General features: G+C 30.6%; 11 protein-coding genes. All 11 read left to right on the top strand.

What is annotated here, in order from left to right:
- Positions 1–791: phage baseplate assembly protein V (locus ACR1PN_RS20225; protein WP_433981504.1), on the top strand; the 791-nt coding region annotated here is incomplete at its 5' end.
- 11 nt (positions 792–802) lie between these two features.
- Positions 803–2,110, top strand: coding sequence for a hypothetical protein (locus ACR1PN_RS20220; protein ID WP_433981503.1), 1,308 nt, complete (start codon positions 803–805; stop codon positions 2,108–2,110).
- Positions 2,111–2,121: 11 nt separating this feature from the next.
- Complete coding sequence (locus ACR1PN_RS20215; RefSeq protein ID WP_378180204.1) at positions 2,122–2,919, top strand: hypothetical protein; 798 nt, start codon at positions 2,122–2,124, stop codon at positions 2,917–2,919.
- Between the two features lie 141 nt (positions 2,920–3,060).
- Positions 3,061–3,555 (top strand): hypothetical protein, encoded by a 495-nt coding sequence (locus ACR1PN_RS20210; RefSeq protein ID WP_433981502.1) that lies wholly within the window; start codon positions 3,061–3,063, stop codon positions 3,553–3,555.
- An 87-nt stretch (positions 3,556–3,642) separates the two neighbouring features.
- On the top strand, positions 3,643–4,323 hold the full coding sequence (locus ACR1PN_RS20205) for a hypothetical protein (protein WP_433981501.1): 681 nt from the start codon (positions 3,643–3,645) through the stop codon (positions 4,321–4,323).
- 313 nt (positions 4,324–4,636) lie between these two features.
- Positions 4,637–5,032, top strand: a complete 396-nt coding sequence (locus ACR1PN_RS20200; protein WP_433981500.1) for a hypothetical protein — start codon at positions 4,637–4,639, stop codon at positions 5,030–5,032.
- Between the two features lie 58 nt (positions 5,033–5,090).
- Positions 5,091–5,303: a hypothetical protein gene (locus tag ACR1PN_RS20195; RefSeq protein ID WP_433981499.1), complete on the top strand. Its 213-nt coding sequence runs from the start codon at positions 5,091–5,093 to the stop codon at positions 5,301–5,303.
- 9 nt (positions 5,304–5,312) lie between these two features.
- Positions 5,313–6,056 (top strand): hypothetical protein, encoded by a 744-nt coding sequence (locus tag ACR1PN_RS20190; RefSeq protein WP_433981498.1) that lies wholly within the window; start codon positions 5,313–5,315, stop codon positions 6,054–6,056.
- Positions 6,057–6,078: 22 nt separating this feature from the next.
- Positions 6,079–6,639, top strand: coding sequence for a hypothetical protein (locus ACR1PN_RS20185; protein ID WP_433981497.1), 561 nt, complete (start codon positions 6,079–6,081; stop codon positions 6,637–6,639).
- Positions 6,640–7,394: 755 nt separating this feature from the next.
- A complete protein-coding gene (locus tag ACR1PN_RS20180; RefSeq protein WP_433981496.1) occupies positions 7,395–8,051 on the top strand; it encodes a hypothetical protein in 657 nt (218 codons plus the stop codon).
- Positions 8,052–8,413: 362 nt separating this feature from the next.
- On the top strand, positions 8,414–8,595 hold a 182-nt coding region (gene tssD / locus ACR1PN_RS20175), incomplete at its 3' end, for a type VI secretion system tube protein TssD (RefSeq protein ID WP_433981407.1).

Genomic DNA, 8,595 nt, shown 5'->3' with positions numbered 1-8,595 from the left:
CAGGTTTTTTACCCAAACCTGAATTCACGGTTCCCATTGCACAGCCACAGATTGCGACAGTGATATCGAATGCAGATCCTGAAGGACAGGGCAGGGTTCAGGTAAGATTTGACTGGCAGACGAATGATACGACGCATTTCATCAGAATGATGAGTCCTGATGCAGGAGGTACAGATCAGATTACACAAAACCGAGGTTATGTAGCGATTCCAGAAGTTGGTGATCAGGTGATGGTGAATTTTGTGCACAATCATCCGGATCGGCCGTTTGTAATGGGTGGAATGTTTCATGGGGGAATTGGCTTAGGGGGTGGAATAGATAACCGGGTGAAATCCATTCAGACTAGAAGCGGTCAACGAGTAGTTTTCACTGAAGATGAAAGCATCATTATTACCGATAAATCTGGTAACGAAATTCATTTGGATACAACGGGAAGCAACATTACCATTACTGCGCCGGAAACGATGACGCTGAACTGTAAGAATATGAATATTAATGTAGGAGAGAATATGACGACTTCTGTGGGAATGAATAAATCAGATACAATAGGCTTGAATAACACTCAAAGTGTGGGTGCTATGAAAATGACATCTGTATTGGGTGATACCAGTATGTTTATTACAGGAAAATTGACGGAGATGATTGAGGGGGATGTTACAAGTGAAGTTAAGCAAGGCAAAACAATTATTAATTCTGATCAGGGAATTGAAACAAGTTCTAATGGTTCTATTAGCAAACATGCTCAGAAGGAAGTTCAGAATAATAGTGGGGAACGGAGCAAAAATTTCTAACTATTTTTATCATGAGCAGAACAAGAATTGTTAAGGGTAAAATAACAGAGGTTGTCGAAAAAGATTATAATATCTTTTCTGAAAGCAATATTATTGACAATGCAACTGAATTGGTTACTGAGAAAGGTGAAACCAGTGGGATAAGTTATCAAAATCCTTCCAAACCTTCAGCAGGAGAAATAAGAGCGAAATGTATTGTGCAGTTTAGACCACATGATAAATGGAGTGGTGAATTTGGTTTTGATTGGATTAGAATGGGTGATAATGATACAGGAAGAAGAGGTGATAAATACTGGTATAGGGATATTATTGGGAAATATAGAAATAATAAAAATCAGCTTTTTCAAGTTTATGATGGTGGAATTTTTAGAAAAGAAAATACTCAATACGACAATCTGTTAAAAGAATTTAATCTATTTAATATTACTTGGAAAAATGATCTATACGTTGTGCCTGTTTTGTCGATTATGCCAAATAAAAAAGCAAAGTTTACAATAAAGCTTGAAATTAAAGAAGAGCCTAAGGAGATAATTTATAAAATTAATTCAAAATACTATAAACTAAATAAATATAGTATATCTCATATAGCAGTTGGTAAAAAAACTTTATATAATGACTTAGAGATAACATCCTTAACAGATCATAGCTCTTATGAATATTTAGACGTAATTGCAATTTCTAAAAATGACACTGAAGAGGTAGTTGGAAGAATTAAAATTAATCCCAATAGCATCCGTTATCGTAAAAAAGTAAATATTGCTCTTATAAAAGTTAAAAAGGGAGGTTCTAGTGAATTTATGAATTTTGACATCAATTCCCGGAAAAAAGAATTAACAAAATATCTTAATCAGGCTTTAATCGAGCCGATCTTTGAAACATGGGATATAAAGCTAAACTCAATGAGTACGACAGAGAAAAATAGTTTTTATCGTGACTATTATTCCAAGGGAGCAGACAGTAATGAAGTGATGCAGAATTTAAATAATATTATGCATAGAACTAATGCGAAATTCATAAATTATTATAAAATCTATTTTTTGGAAGAATCACTTGGTGGGTTGTATGGGAGATGTTATGATATAGGAGCTCCCGAAAAATCTGTAATCGTATTGACGTTAGGATTTAATGATAGTACCGTTGCGCACGAGTCTTTACATGCAATGAGCTTATTTCATACGTTTGATAATGACAGCAAATACACATTTTTAAATTTTGAGACCGATAACATAATGGATTATTCAGATATTGAAAATAGAAAATTTCCCGTTATATCTACTTTTTCTTGGCAGTGGAAGAGACTGTTTAATTTTTTAAAATAAATAAAAATTACATGAAAAATTTTTTGGTATTAATTTTATGTTTCTTGCAACTAAGTTGTAATGGGCAAAATGATAAGAATAATAAATCAAAAACTGTTGAAAAAAAAATGGAAAATCCTAGGAAGCTTAATATAAGTGAATTCAAAAAAAAAGCACGAATAACGGGAAAACATTTTTCCATAGATAATTCATCAAATTTTAAAACAGAATATAATGAATACTATTTATTGGAGGAAAAAAATGGCTCTGTGCATAAATTTTGGGGTGAGGACGATGGTTTTTTTTATGAAGAAGTAAAAGAACAAGGTAAGGATTATATTGATGTTTATACTTATTTACCAAAAAATGGCAACTTAGTCAATCAAGAGACAAAATCATTATACGGATTTGTAATGCGTGAGAAAGAGTTCAACAATGATGGAGTTTTAATAAATGATATAGATTACAATAAAGACTATCAGTTTGGATTGGAGAAAGTGAAAGAGTATCTCATATCTAAACAAGTGAATGTAAATATTAATGCATTTATAGAGTTTCCTACAAATAATCTTGATATTCCTATACCTCAAATTAAAAGGAATACAATAAACAAAGTCTTCCAGCCGGAAAATTATCCTCCTACAACCAGTAAAATATGGCAGATTGAAGGAGTAGAAGCCAACTATAATGGCGTAAAAGGTATTTATTATATTGATTTAGATGGAGATACAGGAAAGGAACTTTTAGTTAAAAAATTTAGAGGAAAAAAATCAGGAAAAAGAGGAATTGGTACTTATGCTGATTATGAAATAATTCTAAAAGCAAAGTAAATTTTCTAATGAAGATATATTTATAATATTTCTTTCAAGGTAAACGCTATTTCAGGCTAACGGTAAAACAATTGTACATAATGAAGGGGCATACAAACATCAAATAACGGCAAGATAGTAAAACACGCTCTTAGACAAGCTTTGATTGATCCAAGAATAAAAACTGAAAATTTGGATTGTACGGGTGCTGATTTTAATATATATAAGCACCCAGATCCAGCAGATTCAACAAAACCGGTTATTAAAGAATATTACTACTATGATTATTCCAATAGGAGAGATAACATCTACAAACCAAGAGTTTGGAAAGATTTGTATCAATATCTTAATGAAAAATTTCACAGATTACATTCACAATATAGAAAATACATCAAAGTCTATTATTTTGGTTCTAATGGAGGATACATAAAAGTAGATGGAACTTGGAAAGCTGTTAACGGTTATTTCCAATCTAATCAAAAGACTACAATTTTATTTGATGGGTATGATACTGCTGCTACAACTCCACACGAAGTGCTACACTCTCTGGGGGTAGACCATACGTTTGAAAACAAAAATATTATACCTAGCGGAATGACAATAACTAATGCTCCTAATGGAAAATATAGTTTTAAGCAAGGGATTACCGATAACTAGATTATGCAAGAGGTAGAAAGTCTTTAATGGAATGGCAATGGGATATTATAAGAGCCACAGCGCAACCAGAACCTTAGAATTTTTATTATGAAAAGATTATCATTAATTACTATATTGTTCCTTTCGGTTATGAGTTGTAAAGGACAAGAGCATAAAAATACTACACAAAAAAAAGACACATTAATCCCACCAAAAAAATCTCTGTATTATATACCAAATGTAAATCCTGATTTTGAAACTTTTGATTTTGAAAAATCAAGAGAAGAAACTTTAAAAATCCCGTCAAAAGCAGCTGCGCTGAAGAATTCTGAAGCAAAGGAAAGGGGATATAGCTATGAAGGGAAATTAGATGAGAATAGATCTATACATAGAAGTTTTTTTGAGATAATAGATAAAAACAAAAAATTTGTAATAAAACCTGGAGAATATCATCCTTTGGAAATTATCTATTACAAAAATTCTCCTTTCATAATACAGAAAATCTTTTATCCCAATGGTAATATCAAAGAAAAAGGGTTACGCATTGTAAAGGGTAATATGTATAAAGGAATTTGGTATTATTTTGATGAAAAGGGTAAATTAATAAAAACTATAGATAACGATAAGTTATTTAGTTTTTCTTGGGAACAGATAGAAAAATTTATGGAAGAAAATAAAATACCGATGCCTATAGGAAGTTTCGATGTGCCAGGTAAACATCACTTGGGAGGATTTCTACATTACTCTATCCTCAATCTTCCGAAAAAGAAGCCCCACAAAGCGCTTTAAAATCTTGGGGTATTACATGGGGAGGTGAAGAACGGAACCAGTATTATAGTATAATATTAGATGGTGATACCGGAAAAATACTAAAAAGAACAAAATATTGGGTGTCTGAAGAAGGCGAGGAAGTTCCAGACCCCATTATAGAAGATTTTTCAAAATAAGATTGCCGTCGTTTTTTAGATAAAAACATTATCTTTCTATTTGTTAAATTTCTTTAAAAAATCGAATAAAAGGTCATTGAAAAAATCTTTGAATTTGGCAGTTAAGCGATATTCAATTTTGTGCACAATCATCGGCCAAAATTCTGTAATAGTAAGTGTTTCAATATAAAACGGCTTTGGGAGGTTTTGCGGACAACAGAGTAAAATCGATTATGACGAGAAACGGACATAAAATAGTTTTTACGGAAGATGAAAGCGTCATTATTACCGATAAATCTGGTAACGAAATTCATTTGGATACAACGGGAAGCAACATTACCATTACTGCGCCGGAAACGATGACGCTGAACTGTAAGAATATGAATATTAATGTAGGAGAGAATATGACGATAACATTAGATATTGAGGTGGAGGAATTAGAAGCCTTGACTTCTGATGCTACAGAAGTACTATTTGAAAGTAGTAACTCAGACTTAACGATAACACCTGATTCACTTTTATTAAGTTCGTTAATTTCGGGTGGAAAAATACTAGTCTTTGGGGGGAAGTGACTCGAGAGATTATTATTTGGCAACCAATCAAGTAAAAGTAAAATGCAATAAGGCTTTTATGAAAAATGAACAGATTAAAGTTTTTGCAAAGCTTAAAGACCCTACATCAGGAATAGAAGATAAAAAGGAAGTTGGTAAAATGATGGTAATGAAAAATAGCGATCAATCAAAATATACAATTAATGTGTATGTGATTAAAGCTTTTTTAAGCGATAATCCTACATTTGGAGAAACTGTAATTGATTCAGAATTTTCAAAAATCGGGGGATGATTAGCAGGATTGGAGAAATATTTAAACGAAAACAGCTTTCATCAAGGATTAATTCAAGTAAAGCTAATTGATAAAGATGGTGCAGGAAACGTCTTAAAAATGCCATTGAGTACTAATACATTTGAAACAGCTAATCTCGGAAGAAGCCCAAATCCATCTGTAGTTCTAGATAGTAAATATTCAGGTATAAAGGATATAATTAGTAATAGAAGTACATTTGAAGTACACTCTGGAAAAAGTGTTGATTTATTTAACATTCAGTTTGGTTTGCTTTACGGAAATATTGCTAAACAAAAATGCATACTCTTATATTTATGTCCTTTGAAAACTCCTACAGCTGGAGGATCTAGTTATAATAATCCACTTAACAATAAGCATTGTATTATTTTTAAAAGTAATTTGGATCATTTACCATCTTATGCTCATGAAATGGCTCACACTTTAGGATTAGAGCATACTTTTAAGGAGGGGCAGGCTGTGCAACAAAAAATTACTGAAGCCCAAAGCAAACTTACAGAGCACCGTAGAAAACAAAATCTTGAACGAACGAAAAAAACTGAACATTTAAGAACTAATCAAGCGTACTATAATACTCACCCTACCGAAAAAGCAACAGCAATTAAAACATTAGATCAAAATATTCATTCATATAATGATATTATCAAGCATTATGAAGATGAGCTAAATATTTTAGGTAAAATCCGCATAAATTTGAGGATCGAAAAACTGAAAATATTATGGATTATGATTTAAATAATCAAAAAACTTTCTTTAAATGGCAGTGGAAGGTCATAGAAGAAGAAGCAAAAACATATTATCATTAATCTATTTTAAAATGAAAAATCTATTTTCTATAATGGTCGTTACAGTCTTATTTGTGAATTGTGAAGCACAAAAAAAAACGATACCACAAAAACCAAAGCTTGTAATTGTAAAACCACCACAAATAAAAAATAAGACAGCTTGTGGGAACGAAGAGGTTAATTTTAAAAGAAGTGATAGTTGGTATAATGAAAAATATATTAATAAAAACTCAAAATTTTATGATGTTAATTTTTCGAAGAAAATATCTTTTGTAAAAAAAGTATATTCTATTAATAATGATATTTTATATTATAAAAATAAAAAAGTTGATAGTCTTAGAATATTTTACCAGCAAAATGAAAATATAGAGTTGATTGTATACGTTATTAAAGGAAAACCAAGAGGATATACTATAAATACAAATTATAATCCTCGTCCCAGTATGTATTCTGTTTCGTATGATCAAAAGGATAATATATCTTATAATTTTATTGAAAAAATATTTTTCTACCTAAAGGCAACGGTATTTTAAAGAACTATTATTATAGTGAGTGGGATGGGAAAAGTCAAAAATATAGTAATGAGGTTTTAAAAGAAGAAGGCGAAGTAAAAAACAATTTTAAATTCGGAGAATGGAAATATTATAATAAAGAAGGTAAAATTGATAGCACAAAAATTTATACTTTGAAGGATTCGGTTGATATCCGTTTTCCACATTGTCTTTTTAATAAGAACGAACCATGTTATTAATCATTTTTCTACTATTCTAAACGTACAGTTCCTGACTTGGCGATCAGTAACTATTGCTTTTCTGCAAAATCATCCGGATCAACCGTTTGTAATGGCATTGGGAGGTGAAATGGATAAATCCATTCAGACGAGAAGTGCTGTAAAATCTTATTATCGAATAATAACTGAAAATAAATAAATGAAATATTTTATAATAATTTTTACAATTTTTTTTAACCTCTTGTGCACCACAAAAATTTGAAAAACCACCAAAACCTAATAATATGAGATTGAAAGATATTAAAACCAACTGATTTAGAAAAAGGACATCTTATATCAATTTGGGAGAACTAAAAACAAACGAGAATAATTTATATTGGTGAGAAAATGAAAGCAAATGTAATATAATTAATAGTACAATTACATTAATCACAGTATAGCAAAAGGTGATAATGCAAGTGTAACTGAGCGTCTTTAGCTAAATCCCCAATAGAGAGATTTTCTTTATTCATATGGCAATGGAATGTTTTAAATAATCAAATCAAAATTTAGAAAATTATGAAACTAATTAAAATAGTATTTTTTTGTTTTTTGATTCTATTAAATTCGTGCAACGGACAAAATAAAGAAAATTCAGATGAAAAAATAGATAATAAAAAAATGGTTGAAAAATTTGATATAGAAATTTATAAAAAAACAAATTATGGATTTGATAATTATACTAAGGAAGATGGAACCTTAATATCTATGATTGATTTCGATAGTTTAAAAGGGGGCGTTTTAAAAGAGGTGCCTCCAAAACCTTCTTTTAAAACAATTTATAAGGAGTTTTATCCGAACGGAAATATTAAAAAGAAGGAGATATTTATTGGTGAAAGAACTAAAATAGACACGTCTGAATATTATGATCAAGATGGGAATGTAGAAAAAGTGGAAGAAAATAAAAAATTCGGAAAAGTAAAGCCCGAAGATGTTTTAAAATTTTTAGAAAGCAAAAAAATCATTAATATTTCCAATGGAAGCGGAAGATATGATAAAGACGGACGCCCTACTTTTGAAATTCAATTTGATGAAAACAAACAAGAATATATCGTAACAATCATAGAAGGAAAAGCAAATACAGAACCTTGGGATGATATTGGCGAACCTGTGGCTTTTCTCCCCCTAATTTATAAGATGGATGGAAAAACGGGAAAGATAGAAGAGTTGAAATGATTCAAAAATGAAAGTTAATCTAAGCTTTCATTTTTTGTTTTAAATAATAATCAAGCGTACAAAAAAAATAAAAAATAACTCCGTGGAAATTTTAAAAAATCATTAAAGATGAGCAAAGAATCTTACATAGGTAGAGATTACATTGAAACAACGCGAGGTTCTGCAAAAAAAATTGCAGAAGGAAGTATTGAAATTCGTCTTTAGCGATTGTTTTCTTCTTTGTCGTATAATTACGACAGTAAATCGTAGAATTACTACAAAATTTGAGATTTTGTGTTTAAAATGCAAAATATATTTTCATAGGTTTTATCTTTGAAATATAAAATCAGAACAAAATATTAACGAATTAAAATTTACGAATCATGGCAGCAAATTCAAGAGGAATTTTAAAATTCAACGGCGGCGAAGGACAGAAACTATTAAAGCTGAACTACAGCGTTTCAAGATCTACGGATGTTTCGGGACGTGTAGCATCCGATCCATCGAATGCGATCATCAAATTAACGGTTGAGGCAACAGAAAAATCTGATATCCTTGAATCATT

This window comes from Chryseobacterium sp. RLHN22, from assembly GCF_051011795.1.
Classification (GTDB): Bacteria; Bacteroidota; Bacteroidia; order Flavobacteriales; family Weeksellaceae; genus Chryseobacterium; species Chryseobacterium zhengzhouense.
The sequence above is the reverse complement of the archived record's forward strand: the minus strand, read 5'-3'. Positions and strand labels throughout refer to the sequence as shown.

Coding starts and splice junctions, on each gene's coding strand:
- ACR1PN_RS20180 (WP_433981496.1), top strand. CDS start 7,395: ATGAAACTAATTAAAATAGTATTTTTTTGTTTTTTGATTCTATTAAAT.
- ACR1PN_RS20215 (WP_378180204.1), top strand. CDS start 2,122: ATGAAAAATTTTTTGGTATTAATTTTATGTTTCTTGCAACTAAGTTGT.
- ACR1PN_RS20185 (WP_433981497.1), top strand. CDS start 6,079: ATGGCAGTGGAAGGTCATAGAAGAAGAAGCAAAAACATATTATCATTA.
- ACR1PN_RS20220 (WP_433981503.1), top strand. CDS start 803: ATGAGCAGAACAAGAATTGTTAAGGGTAAAATAACAGAGGTTGTCGAA.
- ACR1PN_RS20205 (WP_433981501.1), top strand. CDS start 3,643: ATGAAAAGATTATCATTAATTACTATATTGTTCCTTTCGGTTATGAGT.
- ACR1PN_RS20195 (WP_433981499.1), top strand. CDS start 5,091: ATGAAAAATGAACAGATTAAAGTTTTTGCAAAGCTTAAAGACCCTACA.